We start from the raw sequence: 20,586 nt of genomic DNA on the forward strand, positions 1-20,586 counted from the left end.
AACTTAGCGCCTATCAAACTCACGGTTTTCTGCAGCTCACCGAAATTGGAAACCATACTAATTCGTTCTTCTCAACAAAAGGGGACTGATTTATTTAATGCACCTTTAAACTCTAATTTAAATAAATCCGCCCCCTTTTCTCTCTTTTCTTTACCCTTAAAACAGCAGTTAAACGACATAACATCCTTTTACGTTAGAAGTTTCGTATCTCCATGACTTTATTAGCCGATCCGCAGCGACAAAAACCGAATATCGGCAATCCCTAATCCAAGTTATGTAATACCGCCTGCCTCCGTTTTCATCAACAACCTTATCAAAGGTCTTATTTTTATTTACAGGCGACCAATATGAGTCGCCACATCCTCGAGTGCAGTCTTTGTAAAGGTGGGAATCGAAATGAGTACCTACCCATAGATTCATTCCATTTTCCCAATTGGAATGGGAAGGTGCGCAGCCAGCCAAGGCCGACAATAATACTACTAAAAGCCATTTATTAATTTTCACGCTTTTTCTCCGGCTCAATTGCTGGGCGGTACTTATCGTACAGTGCTCCATAATTTACAAGCAGAGCAGGCGGCACGAACAAAAGGGGACAGATTTATTTAATAGGGCTTTACCGCCATCTCGAATTAAAATAAATCTGTCCCCTTTTACTGTCCCCTTTTACTCTTTTATTACATTTTTATTATTTCTATGCACTCAAGACGAACGAACTCACATCACCAAAATTCAAAAACTCTTGAAAACAAGAAGTAACGACACCTATATCTCTAGTTATGAAACTCGCCGGGTAATAGTCGCCCAAAATCTCAACTGAACTTGTCCCCATCGACGTATTATTAAGAGTACGCACGACGTGCTCACCATCTTCAAGGTATTGATTTAGCATCAAAAGATAATTTCCAGAATCAGCGTAAAGATTGATTTCATACGGTCCATATTCAGGCGTCGGTGAAATAGACAACGAAGCGACACCGTCAAATTTTCTATACTTGCTTATAATGGACTTCACATCTTCCAGGGACGGTTGGCGAACAAGAGGGATTTGCAATCTACCGTGTTCAGGATTAAGTGTATACCCTCCAATTATCATCTATTTTTCTCCTTAATGGACTTCATGCCTGACTCCCAGTAATAGTTTTTCGGAAGTCCCGTTTTATCATCTATAGCTTTCACGGTGAGCGATTTCAACTCAGCTTTTTCTGCGGCAGCAGCAATGTCACCTTTGCAGAAACCGCATACATCTTTTCCTGCGACCGTCATGGACATGTCCGCCCCCGCAGTTTTACCAGAGCTATATGCTTGCTGAATCACACCTATTTCTGCGTGGGCATCTTTCATATTTCCGTTTGGATAAAGCTTGCCAGGATTCGTAGCAGCTTTATCTGCAATCCTATCCGTGATCAACGAAGGTATTTTCGGGTCTGCCTCGTTGAGCGGACGAGAGGTCTGATTGACGTCTTGGAAGGTTTGTCCACCTACCTTTCCCTCTGCAGCTACTTTCGGAGCCGCGCCCTTAGCCGCCCCTTCTATAACATTCCTCTCGGCCAGTGCAGCGGTTTCGGAATCCGTAAACATGCTTGTTGCGTTTGCATTCTTAGACGCAGCGCCTTTGGCTGCTCCTAACTCTGCTCCTTCAACGACTCGCCCAGCAACCTTACCTGCCCCTCCTAACCCACCGCCGAACATCATGCCAACCATTTCGGCATGATCACCCTTCATAGTTTGCTGCACCGCGAGGCGCGTGTCGTCCTGATTCTTATCTTGGAAGCCCCGAACGATAGACTGTTCTGCTTTGTTGAGCCCGCCGCTCTGATCATATTTATCCAGCGCTGCATTACCCGCCTCCACGTCTAGGCGCTGCGCATTACAACTCGTAGGATCATCACACTTCAGCAGCGTAATGCCAGTTTTCTTATCGCTGATTCCTGCGTACTTAGTAGCCACATCGCTACGGCAGGATGAAGGGCTGGCTGCCCCACGGCACCCTTTCAAATCCTTAACTAAATCATCAACTTCATGGTGATTTAGGTAGTTATAGGCCGTGGCATTTTTCGCGATTTCAGCACCTTTCTGCACGTCACCGTCAGTCGCACCAGCGGCCGCAATTCCGACCAATTGCGAAGCGGCTAGCAACAACGCTGGATCGCCATCTACCACTTTCGCCAGTGAGGTTACCAGTGCTTCGTTAGCTCCAGCAGCGAGAGCGCCCGTAGCAAAACTGCCGCCGCCAGCTTCACTCAAAAGCCCGCCAACCAAAGCATGCAGAGCGATTTTTTGAGGCCCTGATTCTGACCATTTTTGGCCTTTCGAGTAATCGCCTACAGCGTTAAAGGCGACCGCTTGCAACGTGCTCTGCAACTGCGACCGTAGGGAACTACCGAGATTGTCTCCAAAACTACCGCCTTGAATAGCAGTGTTTAAACTTGCTTGGGCAACTCCTTGCGCCCCCGAATAGACGGCAAACCTACCGATGTCAGACGCGGAACTGAGGTCAAACCCTTTTGTAATGTGATTGACGTTGTCGCCAGTTACACCAAACGCAGGATCAAGCACGCCAGCGGTAAAACCTGCAGCTAACGCCCCAGTTGCATACCCCTTCAAGGCTTTGCTTGACGTAATGTCTTGAAAAGTTGCACCGATGTTTCCGCCGTTATTGATGAAGCTGACGGTGCTTCCACTGGCAACTGAAGTTAACGCAGCAGTTGCCATAACGTTGCCCCAACCGGCTGCTGCGGTCCCAACCGCCGTACCAGCTGAGACCATAGCCGAACTGCCTGCCGCAGCCATTGCCGTACCAGACCCGGCACTGGCACCCGCAGCAGCGCCCGCGACGCTACTTGCGGCCCCAGCCGTCAAAACTGTCACTACGATGATGATCGCCAGCATGGCTCCTTGGCCTAAGCTGGAATGGCTGTACTTGAACGAATCATGCAGTTCCTGCACTTGCCGCCAATCCACATCCCCACGCTTCTCGGCTTCTTTCAACCAAGCCAACTGTGGGTCTGCTTTGACCATCACATCAATCGTCTGGCTAACCGTGTTCTGATCAATCTGTTTAATGTCGATCTTCAGCCCGTTAACCGCCTTGATCGCCAACTCACCCTGTGCCTTCAACTCACTTTGGCGCAACGTCTCGTCGGTATTCCCCTTGCCCTTCGCGCTGGTCCACGCCAGGTCACTCTTGCTCTTCTCGTGGCTCTCCTGGTGCAGGTCTTTGACCGCCTCGAAGGTCACCGCGCCGCCACTGGTGATGGCCAGGTCCTTACCGCTCTCAAGCTTGGCCCGCTGATACAACTGATCACCGCCACTGACCAGCGACAGATCACCACCAGTCTTGATCTCAGTCCCCACATTCGTGACGTGGGTCACCTCATCACGCTTGGTCTTCTTCGCGCCCCAGCCCCCCTTCTCCTTCATGTCGTAAAGGCTGTAGGTGCTGTTCTGCGCCGCCAGCAGGTTCAACTTATCCCCGCTATACAGATAAGCCTCATTCCCCGCACTGATCCTGCTCGCCACAATCGTGGTATCACGCCCCGCCTGGCTGACGAAATCCCCACCCGCAGTCAGCACGCTTGCCACTTGAGTAGTCTGGTCGTCCGAAGTCTTGATGCGTTTTTTGCCGTCCTTTTCCTTGCCCTCGACGTTGTGCATGTCGCTGACCGAGGCGACGTTGAGGTCGCGGCCGGCGGCGATGTTGAGGTCTTTGCCGGCGGTGGCGGTGCTGCCAATGATGTTGACGTCTTGCCCGGCCTGCATGTTGAGGTTGCCGCCCGCCGTGACGCTGGCGGCGAGGTTTTTGACGTCAGTGGTGATGCTCGATTTTTCGCCGCCGTCGCGGGTCTCGTGTTTGACGCGGGTGTCGCTGGCGGCTATGAGGTTGAGGTCGCGGCCGGCGGTGAGGTTGGCGTCGTTGCCCGCTACGAGTGCGCCTCGGTTGGTGAGGTCGCGCCCGGCGTCGATGGCGAGGTTTTCGCGGGCGACGATGGTGCCGGCGCTGGTGTCGGTGAGGGTGCGCATGCCGGCGCCGTCACGTACCTGGATGGCGGTGGTTTCGTTGGTGATGTCGCCTTTGAGCGCCGTGAGGCTGACTTGCTTGCCGCGGATTTCGCCGGCCATGGCGTTGCGGATGCTGTCCTGGGCCAGCAGGTTGAGGTTGTTGCCGGCTTCGACCAGACCGCCGGTGTAGATGCTGCCGCTGCTGATGGCGGAGAGGTTGTTGCTGGCGCGCAGGGTGCCGACGTTGATCAGGTCGCCGCCGGTGACCAGGTTGAGGTCGCGGCCCTGGATCAGGCTGTTGCCGCGCACGTTGCGCGAGTCGGCCTGGGCCAGGTACAGCACCGGTACGAGCACGGTCTGGCCGTCGATGACGCGGTTTTCCATCCACACGATGTCGTGGGTCAGGGCGCCGACTTGCTGGTCGGTGAGGGCCACGCCCAGGCTCAGGCGCAGGGCGTCTTTGCTGGCGAGGCCGTTGTCCATCAGGTAGCGGAACTGCTCGGCGTCGCTGTACAGGCCGCCGGCGAGGAAGCGCTGGCCGGTTTGCGCGAGGACGGCGTCGCGGATCAAGCGGGTTTCGTACTGGCCGTCACCGAGGCGGCGCCAGGCGTTGTCGGCGTTGAAGCCGAGCTTGCCGAGCAGGTAGTCGGAGCTGAGGAAGCCCGATACGGAAGTGAACTCGGGGTTGGTTTCGATCAGGTAGTGGCTGGCGGGGTCGGCGTTTTTGACGAACAGGCCGTACTCGCCCTTGGGAAGTTGGAAGGTGGGCGAGGTGGTGGGGTCGACCGGGGCAAACGCGGTGCCGGTGTAGTCCACGGGCACGAAGCCGCCACCAGGGGCCACGCCTACCACGGGCAATACGCTGCCGGGCGCCTGGGCGCTCGGGTCGTTGGCGTGTTTGCTCAGGTTGATGTTGATGCCGCCGACGGGGATGCCGGTCTGGTCGTCGCCGAGGGTGCCGGTCAACTGGGCCAGGGTGTTGTTGTGCAGCGTGCCGTTTTGCAGGGTGCGGGCGACGTTGAGGTTGACCGTGCCGCCCGCTTGCAGGGTGGCGTCGTAGCCGGGGCCGCTGTTGTTGGTCCAGGTGGTCACGTCACTTGCGTAGGCGAACGGCAGGCTGTTGGGTGAGCGGCTTTTGAGTTCTTCGAAGCGCGCCTTATCAAAATTCCCGGCCGCCGTGGCCGCATTGAACGCGGGCACGTCGACGTATTGCATGCGTTCAAACAAATCGTCGGAGACGTGACCTGGCGTGCCGATGACAAGCTTGCGCTGGCCCGTGCGCGTGGCGGCGCCCTGGTTGAGCAGGTCACCGGCAGTGATGCTCAGGTCGCCATTGGCGGCCATCAGGCTGTAGCGGTTCTGCACGTTGTCGCCTTGCAGCAGCATGTTTTTGCCCGCCACCAGGCGCGCCGCTACCGAGTCCTTGGTCGCCGCCTCGAGGTACGTTTCGTAGATGGTGATCTCGCCGCGTTCCCAGTTGTCGCTCTCGCCGCAGTGCTGGCCACAGATCCAACTCAAGCTGCCGGTGGTCAGCGTTTGCCCGAGTTCGAATTCATCTTTGGCGTTTTCGATAAAGCCCGCATTGATGGCGATCGAGCCTTCGCTTTCCACGGTGCCGGAGCGGTTGCTGAACAGCACGGCACGCCCGCCATCGCGGGCGGCGAAGCTCAGGTTGCCTTTGCTGTAGACATCGCCATAGCTGTTGCTGAAGCCATTGCTGCGCAAGGTCATGTCGCCGCCGCTGAACAGCAGCGTGTCGGCGGCATTGGTGATGCCGTTGACTGCGGTGAGGTTCACTGCACCCTGGGCACCGAGGGTGCCACGGTTGTTGATTTGCGCGGCGGCGATGTCCAGTTGCTGGCGGGCGGTGAGGAAGCCGAGGTTGTCCAGGGTGCCGCCCAGGGTCAGGCGCGCATGGGTGGCTGCCAGGCGGCCGCCGTTCTGGTTGAGGTTGTTGGCGACGAGGGTGAGTGTTTGCAGGGCCGAGACGCGGCCGCTGTTGGTGATATCGCCGGTGGTGATGCTGATGTCGCCGTCGCTGAGCAGTTCGCCGCCGTTGTCCAGGCTGGCCACGTTGAGGATCAAGCCCTTGGCGCTGGCCATGCGGTCGCCGGCCTTGAGGGCCAGCCCTTGGTCGCTCTTGTAGGTGAGCACGTCGTTAAGTTGCACGCGGCCCAGGCCGTCGACCTTGCCGAATGCCCAGTCGGCGCTGCCCATGCCCTGGATATTGCCCTGGCTGCCTGCGAGGCTGGCGGTGTTGAGGTGGAACAGGCCGGTGCCGGCGTGTTGCAGCATGCCGTTCTGGTTGTTGAGGCTGGCGGCGTCAAGGCTGAAGGCCTGGCTGCCGAATTCGAGGGTGCCGTTCTGGTTGTTCAACGCACCGCTGAGGTTGAGTTTGCTGCTGGCGCCGCCCAGGGCACGCAGTTGGCCGTTGGCGCTGTTGTCCAGGTTGCCGCCGGTGAGGGCGAGGCCCTGGTTGGCTTCGATCAGGCCGCCCTGGTTGGTGAGGGTGTCGCGTGAGGTCAGGTTGATCTGATTGCCGCTGACCTGGCCGCCCGCGCTGTTGTCGAGGGTGGCGCCGCTGACGGTCACTTGTTCTTTGCCGAACAGTTTGCCGCCACGGTTGGCCAGGGCTTCTACGGTCAGTTGCAGGTTACCGACCAGGCTGGCCATCAGGCCGCCGCTGGCGTTGTCGACGCTGTTGGCGGTGACGCTCAGGCTGTCGCCCTGCACGGTGCCGCCCTGGTTATCCAGGCGGGTGGTGTTCAGTTCGGTGAGGGCGCCGCCGCTGAGGATCAGGCCTTTGCGGTTGCTTACATCCTGGCCGCTGTAGCTCAGGCCTTCGGCGCCGGCCAGCAGTTGGCCGTTGTCGTTGTTCAGGTGCTGGGCGGCGATGTCCAGGCGCTTGCCGCGCAGGGTGCCGCCGTCGTTGTTGAGGGTGGTGAGCTGCTTGACCAGCACGCTGCGTTCGCCTGCGTCGATCTGGCCGCCGACGTTGGTGAGCAGGTCGCTGACCTTGAGCACCACATCACCGCCATCGCTGACCAGCGCGCCTTTGTTGCTGTTGGTGAAGGTCTGCGCGGTGACGTCGACGGTCTGGCCCAGCAGGATGCCGGCGCTGTTGTCGAAGCGCTCGCCTTGCAGTTGCAGCAGGCCCTCGCTCTGGATGCGGCCCTGGGCGTTGAGCAACTGGCCCGGGCCTTTGAGCAGCAGGCTTACGCCCTGGGCGCCACCGGCCAGCAGGCCGGCGTTGCGGTTGTCGAGGCCCGAGGCGCGCACGTCGAGGTGGTCACCCAACACGCGCCCGGCGCGGTTGTCGATATCGCCGCCGGCCACGTCGAGCAGCAGTTGCTTGCCGACGATGGTGCCGCCCTGGTTATCCAGGTTGGCGGCGTGCAGTTCGATATCGCCCTGCCCGGCCTGCAAGCGGCCCTGGGCGTTGTTGAGCTGTTGCGCGGCGGTGAGGGTGAGCTTGCCGGTGTCGGCGCTCAGTACGCCGCCTGCGTTGCTGCTGAGGGTGCCGGCCGTAACGTTCAGATCGGTGCTGGCCTGGGCGAAACCCTGGTTGTTGTTAAAGGTGTTGGACACGGCGAGGTTGAGCGCGCCGCCGTCGGCCTGGATCAGGCCCTTGAGGCTGTTGTCGAGGTTGCTGGCAGTGACGGTCGCGGTCTTGGCCACCAGCACGCCGTTCTGGTTGTTCAGGCTGCCGGCGTTGACGGTCAGGTCGTTGGCGATGACTTGCCCACCGCTGTTGTTCAGGTCGGCGCTGGTGAGCACCAGGCTGCCGCCGGCCATTTCGATACGGCCCTGGCGGTTGTCCAGGGAGGCGCTGTTGAGCGTGGCGGCCTGGCCTTCGCCGAAGCGGATCAGGCCGCCGAGGTTGACGATGGCCGGCGAGTTGATCGCCAGGGTTTGTTCGCCAAACAGACGTGCGCTGGCGCCCTGGTTGGTGAGTTTGGCGCTGCTGACCTCGACGGTCTTGGCCTGGATGATCGCGCCCTGGTTGGTCAGCGCTTGCGCGGCGGTAATCGCCAGTGCGCGGCTGGCCAACAGGTTGCCGCTGGTGGTGACGGTTTGCGCGTTTACCACCAGATCGCCGGTGGTGTTGCGGCTGTTATCGGCGGCGACGCCGGCTTCGATGATGCCGGGGTTGTTCACGCTGGCCGCGTTGATGTCGATGCGCTGGCCGGCGGCGATGCTTTTGCGGTTGACCAGGGCCTGGGCGCTGGTGACCTGCACGTTGCCGTTGGCGTAGACCTTGTCGGTGAGGTCGACGTTTTGCGCGGTGACCTTGACGTTACCGGTGGCCGCCGCCTGCGCCATGCTCAGGCGCCCGTTGGCGTCGAGCTGAATATCGCCGCCACTGGCGGCCAGGGTGCCGTCGAGCTTCACGCCCACACCTGCCTCGGTGCCCACCAGTTTGATCGCGCCGGCATACATGCCGCCCAGGGCCGACGAGTCGATCGCCAGCTCCGGCTTGGCGCTGCCGTCATCGGCGCGGGCGGTGGTTTTCAGGCTTTGCGCATCGACGTCGTTGCGCCCGGCGATCACGTTGAGTTCGCGGGCGTTGATTTGTGCGTTGATCTTGGCCGAGCGGGTGATGATGTCGAAACGTTCGACGTTGCTGGCGTTCAAGCCTTCGCCGTCGATGGTCACGGCGCCGCCATCCACTTCATAGCGCTGCAATTGGCCGCTGGCGTCGAGCACCGGTTTGCCGGTGGTGAGGGTGACGTTGGGGGTGTTGATAAAGCCGCAACCGCTGCACGTCACGCCGTACGGGTTGGCGACAATGACCTTGGCCGACTGCCCCGCCACTTCGGTGTAGCCGCGCAACTGGCTGGGGCTGCCGCCGTTGACTTCGTTGAGGATGACGTTCGCCGCGCCGCCCTTGAGGTTGGGGTTGCCGACAATGATCCCGCCCAGTTGGGTGTTGACCATGGCGGTGTTGCCGTTGTTGAGAATCACGCCGTTGGGGCCGACGTTGTAGTCCTTGAACTGGTTATGGGACAAGCCCGCGCCATTGGGGGTAGCGATGTTTACCACCGGCACGCCATTGCCCGCCGCGCCCACGGTGGTGCCCGGCGCACTGACCACAATGCCCTCGGCCTGGGCCAGCAGCGGCTGCCAGAACAGTGCGTTGGCAAGGATCAACGCCAGCCCGCGCTTGGGCAGGCCGAAGAACGCGTCCCGGCGCTTCAGGGCGGCAGAAGGTTGGCGGGCCAGGAAGGCGAATTGGCGAACATCCATTGTCAGGCTCTCATGCAGCGGGGCGTTGAATTACAGGAAAAAATCCATGCGGAAGTAGATCGGCGCTTCGCGCTCGGTAACCACACCGGGTCTTTCTAACGAATGAGCAAAGGTCACGCTGGTGCTGACGTGTTTGCCACGGGCGAACAGCTCCAGGGAGTTGCTGGACACCCGGCCATGAACGTTGTCGTTGTAGCGGTCGTTGCGGATCACGCCCTGGTCGTAGCCGACACTGGCGCCGTACTCGGCGAAGGCCGGGCGCATCCAGTCGAGGGTCACCGGGCGCGCCCAGCGCACTTCGTTGCGCCAGTAGCCGCCGCTGTCGCCGGTCAGCAACTGGTCCTTGAAACCGCGCACCGACGCCGAGCCGCCGAGGCTCATGCGCTGGGGCGAAAACAGAATGTCTTCGCTGCGTTGGCCGGTGGCCAAACTGCTGAAGCTGAACGACTCGCCCCACAGGCTGAACGGTTGCAGGTAGCTGACGGTGGCGGTGTATTTGCGGTAGCGCGAATTGGGCTGACGCCGACCGAGCGGGTCACGCTCGTCTTGAGACTGGGCGTCGAGCAGGCCGATGCCGCTTTGCATGCCCAGGTCCAGGTTGACGAAGGCACTGCCGATGCGCCGACCGTGGTTGACGCCCAGTTGCAGTTCGCTGAGGCGGTTGCTGCTGGCCTCGGTGCGTGTGTCGAGGATGTAGTTGTTGGTACGCAGGCGCGCCAGGCCGACGTTGACCGAGGTCTTGCTCACGTCGTCGCGATGGATCACCCGCTCGGCGCGCAGTTGGTGGTTCTGGTTGTCGCCGTCCTGCTTGAATTTGAAGCCGTCGGTCACGCCGTAGGTGCGGTAGTCGCTCTCGCTGTAGGTGTAGCTGAAGTTCCACCAGCCCCAGGGCAGGTTGTAGTAGAGCATGGTGTTTTTCGAGGTTTTCTGGTGGTCGCTGATGGCGTCGTGGCCGCCGCGCAGCATCAGTTGGTCACCCAGGCCCAGTGGGCTGTCCCACTCAAGGCCAGCGCCCCATTGCTGTTCGCCGGTGCTTTTCTGCCCATCGTTGTTGCGCGACAGGCTGGCGCGCCAGGGCTTTTGCGCGGTGTTCTTGACCACCACGTCGCTGCCGCCGATTTGCTTGCCGGGGGTGAGTTCCATCTGCGCCTGTTTGGACGGCAGGCGGTTGAGCTGGTCCACCAGTTGCTCGATTTCACGCAGGTTAAGTGCTTCGCCGACTTTGCCGGGAAAGGCCATGGCCAGTTCGCGGTCGGTCACCGTGCTGCCTTCGGCGCTGCGCAACGCTTCGAGTTTGCCTTCCACCACCAGCACTTGCAGATGGCCGGTGGAGAGGTCTTGCTGCGGCAGGTAGGCACGGCTGGTGACGCGGCCTTTGCCGAGGTAGTAGTCGGTGATGGTTTTGAGCAGGTCGTTCAGCTGGGACACGCCCAGGCACTGGCCGATGTAGGGCTTGAGCAGGCGCTCGCGGTCGGGCGCCGGCAGGCTGTCGGCGCCTTTGAGTTCGATGGTTTTGATCGGGAAGCAACGGGTGTCGGCCGGGGTTGCCGGGGCTTGGGGCTTGTCCGCTTTGCCGGGCAGGTCCTGCAGCTCCTGGAGGCGCCGCTGTTGCTCTTCAAGCAAGCGGTTCTGCCGGTCGCGGATCAAGTCTTGATCGCCAGGCGTGGGGGCGGCGGATGCACTGTTCAGGCCCATGCAGGTGAGCAGGAGGGTGCAGAGCAGTAACCGGGTCCGTGGCAATAACGAAGACATGTTCGATCCATCGAAAATCAAGGGCCGCGAAACTAACATCGAACTTCCAGCCCGCCTAGAAACGGGCGACGTGGGGCCGTTCGACTGATTAGTTTTCTAACCTGTTGATTATTAATGATAATTTTTCATCAAAAGAGTTTAAGTCGGGCACTTACGGTGATTATTCCGACAAGCGGCAACTGTTTTGATGGTGATTCGACGAATGACTTTCCGATTGCCATTACTTAGCCATCAGGTGTTCGTCGAGTTAGGTTAGTACCGGAGAAGGGGGAAAAGTTCGCGGGGGTTTTGTGAATTGGATCCCATTTATCGGAATTCCAACAAGAGGAGTGAACCACTGCAAGCCATGGGTGGAAATACTACCTGTAGGAGCGGGCTTGCTCGCGAAGGCGGTGTGTCAGTCACTGCAACTGTTACTGCACTATCGCTTTCGCAGGCAAGCCAGCTCCCACATTGGGTCTTCATTGCTTTGGGCATTGCGTTCGCTTAGGTCTAGCCAATGCCCTTGTCTTTGTCGGGTACCAGGGTCAGGCCGGGGCGTTCGACGTCGCGGGAGACGTGGGACTTCACTTCTTCGACGCCGCCCTCTTCATCGTTGTGAATCACCAGCACGCCGGGGCGGCGCAGTTGTTCGAGGTCGCCGTCGCCCAAGTTGAAACTTTCACTCAGGTGCTGGTCGCTCAGCGCATTGGCCTCGGCGCGGCGCTGGGCGAATTTGCGCCCGCGATGCTGCTGATAACGTGCCCAGCTGATCAGGATCACCGCATTGAACAGCGCGATCCACAGGTAAACCTGCAAGGTGTTGAGCGCAGCAAAGATAGGCGCCTCGATACGTGGGCCGCCGTGGGTTTCAAGCATGGCGCTGATGCCTCGCGCCAGCAGCCAGATCAACCCACCCCAGGCCAGCAGGGTCAGCAGCACATCGACGATCCACATCAGTGTGTTTTGGCGAGTTCTGACCAGTTTCATGATCACGCCTCCTCTTGTGCAGGTTTGATACCGCGGTCCGGGCTGACCCAGCGTGCGCGTTTCTGATGCTGGTTGAACAACACCTTGGGAAAGCTGACCAGGGTGGTGAGCAGGCTCACCAGCCAGAACACCATCGGGTACCACACGGTCCAGAACAGGGTTTTCCACAGGTCTTTTTCGTAGCGCCGGTCGATCAGGATGCTCACCGCAAACTGCAGCAGGCACACCATCGCCAGCACCAGGCCGGTGAACGCGGGCGGCACCAACGAGCTCACGGTGATCGCCGCCGGCAGCGTGACGAATTTACCCACGGCCCAGAAGATCACCGACAGCAGGAAGGTGAAGGCCCAACCGGTAGACAGGCAGTACTCGAACAGCAGCGGCCACAGGTAGCGGTGGCGCCATTGCCAGATGCCACGGATGTTCTTGAACAGCACTTCAGCGCCGCCCTGGGCCCAACGCAGGCGTTGTTTCCACAGGCCGCCGACGGTTTCGGGCATGAGGATCCAGCACAGCGCGCGCGGCTCGTAGAAGATCGCCCAGTGATCGAGTTGCAGCTTCCAACTGACATCGATGTCCTCGGTGATCATGTCGGTGCTCCAGTAGTCGATGCGGTCCAGGGCCTTCTTGCGAAACGCCACCACCACACCGGAGACCGTGAAGATCCGACCGAATACCCGCTGGGTACGCTTGATCAAACCGATGATCGAGGAGAACTCGCCCACCTGCACCCGGCCGATCAGGGTCGAGCGGGTACGAATGCGCGGGTTGCCGGTGACGGCCCCCAGGCGCGGGTTGTCGAGCATCGGCGCGACCATGTAGGCGGCCGCGTTTTTGTCGAGCAAGGCATCGCCGTCGATGCACACCAGGTATTCGCTGCGGGCGGCCACGGCGCCCATGCGCAGGGCCACGGCTTTGCCCTGGTTCTGCGCCAGGTGCAGCACGCGCAAGCGCGGGTGTTGCAACGCCAGGGCATCGAGAACTGCGGCGGTGTTGTCGCTGGAGCCGTCGTTGACCGCGATCACTTCGATGTTCGGGTACAACTGGCCGAGGGCCGCGCCAATGGTGTCAGCGACGTTATCGCCCTCGTTGTAGCAAGGGATGATGATCGAGATCAGCGGCTCGCCGGCCAGGGTCGGCGCCGGCGTGTCTTCTTTCCACGGCCAGTGGCGTTCCCAATGCAGCCAGAAGTAAAGGCCACCGGCTATCCATAGTGCCGACATGAACAACGGGTAGAAGAACACGAAGTCCATCAGGAACTGCCCGGTCACCAGGAAGATCAGGCCCAGGGGCAAGCCCAGTACCAGTGCCAACACGAATAGAGCCAGGATTCTGTCAACCATGATCAAGGGTTCCATTGGTTGGAGAGGGCCGGACGAATAGTTTTCAAGTCCGGGGAGTTTTCCAGGAAGTTGTCCGGGTAGTAGCCGAAACTGGTGACGCCCTGGCGTTTGAGTACACCCATCCACTCTGCCAATCGCTCAGCGCTGATATCCGGTGCGGCCTGGGTGCGCCAGTCTTTGGCTTGCAATTCGAAGATGGTTTTTTCCATGGCGCCGGGGCGCGCCTTGACCGTGGCGATGAGTTTTTCCAGCCAGGCGTTGGAGGTCTTCACTTCCTGGCCTTCCATCAACGGCATGGCCATCGGCGCGGTCCAGTCGTAGGCCTGGAGGAAGTCATCAAGGTTCTGCGCGAACCAGGTTTCGCTGCCAGGGTTGAGCATCGGCTCGGCGAAGATATTGCGCGCGGTGAGTACCTGCGGCCCACGGATAGCGCGGACCTTGGCGGTGAGCTCATGGGTGAAGTCGATCAGGTAGCGGCTTTTGAAACGGGTCCAGCGCTGCATCACGGCCGGGTCGGCACGCAGGGCGGCGATGGTGTCCGGCAGGCCTTGGGCCGCATAGGCCTTGAGCGCTGCGGGGCTGGCGTCTTCGAAGTCGTTGAACACCGCATCATCGTGATAAAGGATGCCGTCAATCGGCCCTACACGCGCCAGGTCTTGGTAGATCTCACCGATGACCTGCCGCACCTTGGGATCAAACGGCGACAGGCGTTTGTATTGATCCGGGTCGGGGCCGACCTGGCCGGTTTTCGGGTCCCAGCGGGTGACACGCGGCAGCTTGGGGTCCAGGGCAAAACTCAGCACCGGCATCCAAGCGTACACACTGGCATGGGCACGGGTATGCAATTGCCAGGCAACCCGGTTGAACAGGTCGGCCCGCATCGGCAGGTGGCGGTTGGGGAAGTACAGCGAATGCACCAGGCCGTCGCCCTTGGGGTCGGCAAAGGCTTGCAGGAAGACGGTGCCAGCACCCATGTCCACCACGCGCTGAACCAGCACGTCGAGGTTGCGTGCCTGCTGGGCCGGGTCGGGGTCGTACACGTTGTCCAGGTCTACGTGCAGCACGCGCATCGGCGCTTTGGTCTGCACGGCGACCATGCTGTTGGCAAAATGCTCGCCGTCCGGGTCTGAGGCCACCAGAAAGCGTGGGCTGTTCATCAGGTTGCCGAGGTCGTCGAGCCCGTCTTCCAGGGTCAGCGCCATCTCGTAGCCGTGCTCGCCGACCACCGCCAACGAGGTGCCATCGGCGGCCCCGTACGGCCACACCCATACACGGGGCGCCTTGCCGGTGACGGTTCGGATTTTGTTCGAAATCGCGGCGACGTCAGCCCGCATACGCGCCTGGAACTGCGCTTCGCTTTCGTAGCCGTTGGTTTTGGGGTCAAAGCTTCGCGTGGTGGCGGCCGGTTCCAGGTTGCCCTGGGGGTTGGCCAGGATGCCTTTGTGATTGGCGTCGGTGTGGGCGGCGATTTCCACCAGGCCAGACTGCGACACCTCGCGAATCTGCTGCCACGTCAGGAACTCTCCCCGTGGTCGTGGCGTACCGGCAAAATCCACCGGTTTGTTCAACGGCGTGTCGATCCAAGACCCCACCGGTGCCAGCAATGCAGGCCAGTGGTAGGCACGCAGAATCGGCATCACGCGGGTGTAGAAGCTGGAATAACCGTCATCGAAGCTGAGCATCACCGCCTTGGGCGGCAATGCCGGGCCGCCGCGCCGGGCTGCCAGGATCTGGTCGACGCTGACCGCCTGATAGCCGTTTTCACGCAGCCACGCCAGCTGCTCGATCAAACGCTCGGTGCGCACCGCCACCACGGCTTGATCGGGGTCGCGATCTTCTACGTCGTGATAGGCAATGCCCAAAAAGTGGTTCTTCGGCCACGGCGCTTCGTTGGGCGCTATCGGCCGTTCGGCGGGTGGAGTGTAGGGCGCGGGTTGTTGGGCGCAGGCGGCGGCCAGCATTACACCCAGGACCAACAAGCAACGGCTGAGGACGGTCATGGTCAGGCTCTTTTAGAAACGGTAAGTGAGGTCGACGAGCAGGCGCAGATCGCGTTCGCGATCACCGTCATAAGGTCGGCTGATCAGGCTGAGGTTGGCGCCCATTTCCAGTACGTCATTCCAGCGATAGCGTTGGCCGTAGCCAATCAGGCCAATACCGCCGGTGGAGTAGTCACGCTGGCTGTAGGTACCCGCGCCGATTTGGAACTGCTGACTCCACTGGGTTTCGTAGCGGTGATAGAGCACGTGATTGACGTTGATCATGGGCAACACCGTGAAGTCCGACTTCGGGTTGAAGTACACGGTGTCTTCCTTGCTGTTGCGGCTGGCGCCCACTTCCAGGCCCAGGTCCACTTGCACATGGGGCGAGCTGTAGAGGCCCTCGCGGCCGGTGAGCAATGCTTCGAAGCGGTCGTTGCCGTCGCTGAAATGGGACGGGCTGAGGGTCAGTTTCCACTCGCGGCTTTCGTTGGCGCGCCAGCGGATAAAACCGCTGCCGCCGTTGGCTGTGACACCGTCATTCAGGGCCCGCAACGGCGTGGTGCTGAGCAAATAGCCAAGGCTGCCGCCGTATTGCCAGTGGTCGTTGATGTCGCGGGCAATCGACACGCTGGCGCCTTGCTTGGAACCGTCGCCATAGGAATGGTTGGACACTTCGGCTTCGATGGTCATGTCACGGGTGCGACGCTCCACGCCCACGCGCTGCCAGCGATGTTGGCCAGTGCCCTCCTGGAAGTCGGCGGTGGCATAGCCGGCACCGGCGAACAGGCGCCAGTCTTCGTCGATGGGAGGCGTGTAGATCACGCTTTCAATGCCCCAGTCTCGGCTGCCGGAGACGGCACCAGCGTCGTTGTTATTGCCGCCACCGTAGCTCTTGCCGGTGTAGGCCTCGACACGCAACTCGGCCATGTCGTGCACATCGCGCAGGCGGCTCAGGCGCTGCACCTGACGGTTGTCCGGGTTACGGGCGAGCACGTCGTCGGTGAGCGCGTCCATCTGCCGCCATTCTTGCAAGTCCATGGCGGTATAGGCCTGGGAGACTTCCAGGCCGATATCGCGGGGAGCCTGGGTTTCAGTTTCCTTGAGCGTGCCTTCGGCGCGACGCGGCCAGTCGCGGGCGCGGTACATGTCGGCCTGGGCCAGGCGCAGGCCCACATTGCCCGGTGCCTTGGCCACCAGGGCTTCCAGGCTGGCTTCGCTGCCGGGCAGGTCACCGCCATAGGTACCGGCCTGGGCGGATAATTGTTGGGCGTCCATCCAGTTGTCATTGGGGTTACCAATGGGCAAGCCCTTGAGCTCAACGCGGGGGTTTTGCTCCTTGGCCAGGTTGTTGGCGACCTGGCGAGCCTCTTCGACCTTGTCGCTTTCCAACAAGGCGTAGAACAGCGCCGTGCTGTCATCGACCCGATAGCTGGCATCGGTGTCGGGGGCGGTGAGTACCTGGCGGTACAACGGCTCGGCCTTTTCCGGCTGGCGCTGTTCCAGGTAAGAGCCGGCAACCCAACGCAACGCGTAGGTAGGCAGTTGCACGCCTTCGCCAGTGAGGGTCTGGTAATCGCGGATCACCTCGGCATGCCGTGCTCGCGCTTTGAGCGCGCCCAGGCGGTCAATGCGCCAGCGGATGACGTCGTCCTTGGCTGTGGCGTCCGGCGCCCAGCGACTGATCAGTTTGTCGTAGTCCTGCAGGGCACGGTCTGCGATGACGTAGCGTTCCTTCTCGCTGCGTGTGGCGAACTCAGCCAAGCGCACACGCTCGGCGGCAAGGTCACCTTCGAGGCGGCGCTGGGTGACTGCGTCCACCAGCCCCGGGCGCTTGGCCGAGAGGCGCAGTGCCGGCTCCGGCAGCCGCGCCTTTTGCAGGGCAACGATGTATTCACGCGCCACTTCGGGTTTATCGCCCGCCCGGATAAAGGCTTGGTCGAATTCGAACAGCGCGTCGTAGTTCAGGCCGGCACGTGTCAGCGCATATCCCAGGGCCATGCGGCGATTGGGGTCATTGGGTTGCGCCGCCACCAGCGTGCGCAGGCGTTGTACCGCTTCGTTGGCTTTGCCGCCATCGGCCTGGGTGAGGGCCTGGCCCAGTTGCAGGTCGACGTTATTGGGTTCACGCAGCAGCGCCTGGCGATAGACCGCTTCGGCCTGAGCCCACTGCTTTTGATTGCGATAAGTGCGCGCCACCGTGGCGAGTGCCTGGGTGGTGAGGTTGCGATGCTTGCCTTGCGTCTCGTAAACCTTGAGCACTTCAGCATCTTGCCCGGCCCAGCCGGCGATCACCAGGTGGTCGCTGACCTGGCCTGGGGTCTGGCGTTCGGCGGAGAGTTGGCGAAGTTGGGTCAGCGCCGGCGTGAAGTGACCGTTGCGGGCCTGAATGATCAAGGCATCGTAGGCGGGGTCGGCAAACGCAAGGCCTGGGACCAGCAATTGGCTGCACAGTGCGGCTCCGATAAGCAGACGCAACCGGCCTGAGGCACTGTAGGGGTGGTTTCGCAGCATGTCGTGAGCTTCCTTACACACGGAAAGCTCTAACGATAGATGGTCCTGAGCGAAACGCTTCAGGGTGTCGGCGTCTCGGGACCCGACCTAGCTTTCCTGTAGGAACTATCCCTTAGGGAAGTAGGGGGAAGCACAATTCAGAACAATTGTTCAGAATTGTACGACCGCGATTTTTTGCCCTCACACAAAACAAAAGTGGGAGCCGGGTTTGTGTGGGAGCCGGGCTTGCCCGCGATGCAGGCACCTCGGTCGTCCAGCCAGACCGGGGCGATGCTATCGCAGGCAAGCCAGCTCCCACACAAGCCAGCTCCCACATTTTTTTTATCGCATTTCAGGTTTATTGGGCGCCGCTGACCGCACCGGCTTTGGACATCACAAAGCTGAGGAACTGCTCAACGGTCATCTTCTGGCCGTTGAAGGTCACCTCGTTGTTGGCGTAGTGCAGCTTGGAAACCACGTCGGTGCCCACCAGGGTCGCCAGTTGAGTACCGACCGCCATGCTGCTGACCATCTCGGCCGCCATCTGCGATTGCTGTTCGATGGCTTGCGGGTCGGTCACGCCGCCCACTTGGGCTTGCAGGGCCGCCACGTCGCTGATCATCGGCTTGGACAGGGTCAGGTTGGCATCCAGCAGCGAGACCATTTGCTTGCCCAGTTCAACCGGCGGCAGCTCCATGGACGTTGGCTTGGCCAGGTCCACCACCAGGTTGAACTTGCTTTCGCCACGGGTGGTTTTGAGCGACAGGTTTTCCACGGCCAGTTGCGGCTTGGCGGCCAGCACCTGGTTGACGTTGGCTTCCGCCAGGGCTTGCTCGGCTTCGGTCATTTGCAGCTCCGGCACCGGTTGACCGGCAGCAGCGGCAGCTTGCACCGGTTGCATCTTGTCCTGGTAGAGCTTGGTCAGCACCAGCATCGCCGGAATGTCGACGTTCTTCATGCTCACGGCCATGGCGGCCGAACCGACTGCTTTGCCCTGGTAGCCGATCTCGTCGATCTTGTAGTCGACGCGGCCAGCCAGGTTGTTGTCCTTGGTTTCGCTGGAGTCTTTCTGCTCGAAACCCTTGAGGGTCAGCACGGCTTTCTGCGGGCCGAAGGTGACCTTGGTGTCGGTCAGCTCCACGGTGTTCTGGCCGGTGTAGAAACCGAAGGTGGTTTTTTCCAGGTTGCTGGCGACGGTCAGGCCGGCCAGCTCCGCTTCGAACGGTGCGCCTTCGGCGTCCACTGCGGCAACCTTGAGGCTGTTCATGAAGCCTTCGGCCTTGACCTTCTGGCCTTCGGCGCTGCTGTCGAAGTTGAGGTTGGCGCCGGAGAAGCTCACCGAGGAAGTGGCGTCCTTGAACTCCAGGGGCAGCAATTCGATGTTGCCGCTGACCGAACGGCTATAGCCGATATTCGCCACGCCTTTGAGCGGCGACACGTCTTTGCTGGCGGCGAACCATTTTTCGGTGGTGGGGTTCTTTTCCAGTTCGTAGTGACTGGTGGCCATGACCGGCAACCACTTGAGGGTCACCAGGCGCGAGAACGGCAGCGGGCCGTGTTCGATATGGTCGACGAACAGCAATTCGGGGTTCGGGTTGTCTTCGCCGAACACGCTGCCTTGGCCCTTGAGGCGATAGTGCGCGGTGCTGCTGAACACGCCACGGTCCAGGGACACCAGCTCCAGGGTCACGCTGCCATCGACGCCGGCCATGGAGGTCTGCAGTTCTTTATTGGCGCTCTGGATAGCGGTTTGCAGGACCGGCTCCAGTTGTTTACCGGTGTACCAGGCACCGCCCGCACTGACGGCGCCGACGGCGACAACAAAACCCAAGAAAACAACGGCTGGCTTATTCATGAAGTGACCTGATCAAATCCTGTGAGAAGTGGGCTGTCTTCCTTGAACCCTGTAGGGGTTCCTGTAGGAGCGAGCGTGCTCGCGAACAACGCATAGGCATCGCGTTCATTCAGAATGCACGCGTTATCGTTGGCGTCTTTCGCGAGCAAGCTCGCTCCTACAGTCGTGGCCCGTGTGGCCAAAGGCTGGGGAAGATTAGCACTGGCGGGCGTAAACGGCCCAACCTTTCAGAGGGATCAGTTCAGCAGGAGTTCAGGAGTACTCCTGCTCGACTTCATCCAATTGGTGATCAAAACTCTTCAAGCGTGCGGTCCAGGTGTACACCAGCACCTCGAACTCGCGATGTATCACGGCATTGCCGGGGGTGTCGGCCTTGGGGTCGCAAAAGTCCAGCTGGTAGCGCTCCCGGGCCATTTGCGTGGCCACGTCGGACAATTCCCGCGCGTTATTGAGCCAGTGCCTACCGTCGGCAACCTGCCGATCCAGCAGCACACATTGTTTTTTCAGGACTTCGAGGCTTTTTTCCAGCGGCGTGCCGGTGAGGTCGCCCATGACTTCCTGGAACGTGCGCCCCGGCTGCCAGTAACTGCCCCAGAAATAGCGATCGAACACGGTTTCGACACGGCGCAGGGCGACCTTGGTGTCCCAGATCGCCACGCGGGTCTTGCCCTGTTCGAGGAGTTTTTTCTTCACGCGCTGGTTTTGATACGACGCCCAGGCCACTACGCCGATGGACAAGGTGCCGATCACCAGGCAGGCGCTGTCGAGGAACACCATGGCCTTGTCGAGTTGATGGGCGAGCATGACGCCGTAAAAATACGCGGCCGATAACAAAACCAGTGCGAAGAGCACGCACCAGAAAGCGGGAGCATAAGGGTTTTTCATTCTTGGAATCCCCATGAGCAAACGCGAGCTTTGTCGGGTGAGGCGCCAGCGGGCCTCACCCAAG

The 20,586-nt window shown here is 60.6% G+C and carries 9 protein-coding genes; all 9 read right to left on the reverse strand.

The genetic code is table 11. The features are described from left to right. Positions 1-691: 691 nt before the first annotated feature. Positions 692-1,093 (reverse strand): hypothetical protein, encoded by a 402-nt coding sequence (locus tag FXO12_RS17460; protein WP_054896839.1) that lies wholly within the window; start codon positions 1,091-1,093, stop codon positions 692-694. Then, positions 1,090-9,246 (reverse strand): DUF637 domain-containing protein, encoded by an 8,157-nt coding sequence (locus FXO12_RS17465; protein WP_081089469.1) that lies wholly within the window; start codon positions 9,244-9,246, stop codon positions 1,090-1,092. Before FXO12_RS17465 ends, FXO12_RS17460 begins: the two co-directional genes overlap by 4 nt. Before the next feature lie 30 nt (positions 9,247-9,276). Continuing rightward, positions 9,277-10,998, reverse strand: coding sequence for a ShlB/FhaC/HecB family hemolysin secretion/activation protein (locus FXO12_RS17470; protein WP_057978411.1), 1,722 nt, complete (start codon positions 10,996-10,998; stop codon positions 9,277-9,279). 492 nt (positions 10,999-11,490) lie between these two features. Next, complete coding sequence (gene pgaD, locus FXO12_RS17475; RefSeq protein ID WP_003187480.1) at positions 11,491-11,967, reverse strand: poly-beta-1,6-N-acetyl-D-glucosamine biosynthesis protein PgaD; 477 nt, start codon at positions 11,965-11,967, stop codon at positions 11,491-11,493. 2 nt (positions 11,968-11,969) lie between these two features. Further along, a complete protein-coding gene (gene pgaC, locus FXO12_RS17480) occupies positions 11,970-13,310 on the reverse strand; it encodes a poly-beta-1,6-N-acetyl-D-glucosamine synthase (RefSeq protein ID WP_054896841.1) in 1,341 nt (446 codons plus the stop codon). A 2-nt stretch (positions 13,311-13,312) separates the two neighbouring features. Beyond that, complete coding sequence (gene pgaB, locus FXO12_RS17485) at positions 13,313-15,310, reverse strand: poly-beta-1,6-N-acetyl-D-glucosamine N-deacetylase PgaB (RefSeq protein ID WP_057978408.1); 1,998 nt, start codon at positions 15,308-15,310, stop codon at positions 13,313-13,315. A 12-nt stretch (positions 15,311-15,322) separates the two neighbouring features. Further along, a complete protein-coding gene (gene pgaA, locus FXO12_RS17490; protein WP_057978407.1) occupies positions 15,323-17,803 on the reverse strand; it encodes a poly-beta-1,6 N-acetyl-D-glucosamine export porin PgaA in 2,481 nt (826 codons plus the stop codon). A 337-nt stretch (positions 17,804-18,140) separates the two neighbouring features. Continuing rightward, complete coding sequence (locus FXO12_RS17495) at positions 18,141-19,637, reverse strand: YdgA family protein (RefSeq protein WP_034125427.1); 1,497 nt, start codon at positions 19,635-19,637, stop codon at positions 18,141-18,143. 252 nt (positions 19,638-19,889) lie between these two features. Continuing rightward, positions 19,890-20,522 carry a hypothetical protein gene (locus tag FXO12_RS17500; protein WP_057977822.1) on the reverse strand — a complete coding sequence of 211 codons (633 nt, stop codon included), beginning with the start codon at positions 20,520-20,522 and terminating at the stop codon, positions 19,890-19,892. Positions 20,523-20,586 lie beyond the last annotated feature (64 nt).

The sequence above is a fragment of the Pseudomonas sp. J380 genome (genome assembly GCF_009827115.1).
GTDB lineage: Bacteria > Pseudomonadota > Gammaproteobacteria > Pseudomonadales > Pseudomonadaceae > Aquipseudomonas > Aquipseudomonas paracarnis.

Bases quoted from the DNA above. Each gene is read 5' to 3' on its own strand.
- FXO12_RS17460 (WP_054896839.1), bottom strand. From the start codon at position 1,093: ATGATAATTGGAGGGTATACACTTAATCCTGAACACGGTAGATTGCAA.
- FXO12_RS17465 (WP_081089469.1), bottom strand. From the start codon at position 9,246: ATGGATGTTCGCCAATTCGCCTTCCTGGCCCGCCAACCTTCTGCCGCC.
- FXO12_RS17470 (WP_057978411.1), bottom strand. From the start codon at position 10,998: ATGTCTTCGTTATTGCCACGGACCCGGTTACTGCTCTGCACCCTCCTG.
- pgaD (WP_003187480.1), bottom strand. From the start codon at position 11,967: ATGAAACTGGTCAGAACTCGCCAAAACACACTGATGTGGATCGTCGAT.
- pgaC (WP_054896841.1), bottom strand. From the start codon at position 13,310: ATGGTTGACAGAATCCTGGCTCTATTCGTGTTGGCACTGGTACTGGGC.
- pgaB (WP_057978408.1), bottom strand. From the start codon at position 15,310: ATGACCGTCCTCAGCCGTTGCTTGTTGGTCCTGGGTGTAATGCTGGCC.
- pgaA (WP_057978407.1), bottom strand. From the start codon at position 17,803: ATGCTGCGAAACCACCCCTACAGTGCCTCAGGCCGGTTGCGTCTGCTT.
- FXO12_RS17495 (WP_034125427.1), bottom strand. From the start codon at position 19,637: ATGAATAAGCCAGCCGTTGTTTTCTTGGGTTTTGTTGTCGCCGTCGGC.
- FXO12_RS17500 (WP_057977822.1), bottom strand. From the start codon at position 20,522: ATGAAAAACCCTTATGCTCCCGCTTTCTGGTGCGTGCTCTTCGCACTG.